Annotated in this window: 1 protein-coding gene; it reads left to right on the forward strand. The window is 55.2% G+C overall.

Annotated features, from left to right (window positions below):
• Window positions 1–79 precede the first annotated feature (79 nt).
• The gene (locus HFRIS_RS24405; protein WP_006465703.1) at window positions 80–1,300 is read left to right on the forward strand and encodes an ISL3 family transposase; all 1,221 of its coding nucleotides are present in this window, start codon (window positions 80–82) and stop codon (window positions 1,298–1,300) included.
• The last annotated feature ends 1 nt before the right edge of the window (window position 1,301 follow it).

Raw genomic sequence — 1,301 nt, forward strand, 5'->3', positions numbered from 1 at the left:
GGTTCTTCGAAGAATTCCGTGGACTGATTTTCTGAGTTTTGTATCCTGACGGCTTATTGGATAGTCGTCAGGAGGCAAGATGCTGGATCGCAAGACACTTCAGGCACTGGGTTGCTGGACGGGATACAAGCTGGATCGAGTCGTACTTCCAGAGGGAGACAGCCGAACCTTATCCCTTTATCTGAAGGCGACCAGCAAGGTGATGTACTGCCAGGAGTGTGGAGCGAAGTGCAAGCAAGTCCACGAAACGGTTGTACGCAGGGTGAGGGACTTGCCCTTGTTTGACTACCGGGTCGTTCTGCATGTGCCACGTCGCCGGCTCTGGTGTGACCAATGCGGCGGACCAAGGCTGGAGCGTCTGGATTGGCTGGGCCGGTATCAGCGCGTCACCGCACGCTTGGCCAGAGCCTGCGGACAGCTTTTGCAGAGCTGCACAGTTCAGGCCGTAGCGGCCTTTTACGATCTGGGTTGGCATACGGTTAAATCGATTGATTTGGCCCGGTTGCGTGAGGCAGTGGTCGAACCGGACTGGGCGGCGATTCGTTATCTCGCGATGGATGAATTTGCACTGCATAAAGGCCATCGCTATGCCACGGTGGTCGTAGACCCGATCAGCAGACAGGTTCTGTGGATCGGGCAAGGTCGCTCCCGCGAGACGGCGCGCAGCTTCTTTGAACAGCTGCCAGCGGGTGTGGCACAACGGATTGAAGCCGTGGCGATCGATATGACGACGGCTTACGAACTGGAAATTCGAGAACACTGCCCGCAGGCCGAGATCGTCTATGACCTGTTCCATGTGGTCGCCAAATATGGAAGAGAAGTGATTGACCGGGTTCGGGTGGATCAGGCCAATCAACTACGGCACGACAAGCCGGCTCGCCGGGTTCTCAAGTCTACGCGTTGGCTTCTTCTGCGCAACAAGAACAACTTGAGTCAGGCTCAAGGAGTCCATCTCAACGAAGTTTTAGAGGCCAATGCACCGCTCATGACGGTCTACATTCTGCGGGATGAACTCAAGCGGCTGTGGTTCTACCGCCGAGCTCAGTGGGCAGAAAAAGCGTGGGAACAATGGCAAAGCCAGGCCAAGCAAAGTGGAATCGCAGCATTGAAATTGTTTGCGCAGCGACTTGAAAGCTACTGGCACGGGATCGTTGCCCGCTGCCGTCATCCGCTCAACACCAGCATCGTCGAAGGTATCAACAACACCATCAAGGTCATCAAGCGCAAGGCATACGGCTATCGAGATGATGAGTACTTTTTCCTCAAAATCAAAGCCGCGTTCCCCGGAAATCTGCGATGAA

The sequence above is a fragment of the Herbaspirillum frisingense GSF30 genome (assembly GCF_000300975.2).
In the GTDB taxonomy this organism is placed as follows: domain Bacteria; phylum Pseudomonadota; class Gammaproteobacteria; order Burkholderiales; family Burkholderiaceae_D; genus Herbaspirillum; species Herbaspirillum frisingense.

Bases quoted from the DNA above. Each gene is read 5' to 3' on its own strand.
- HFRIS_RS24405 (WP_006465703.1), top strand. From the start codon at position 80: ATGCTGGATCGCAAGACACTTCAGGCACTGGGTTGCTGGACGGGATAC.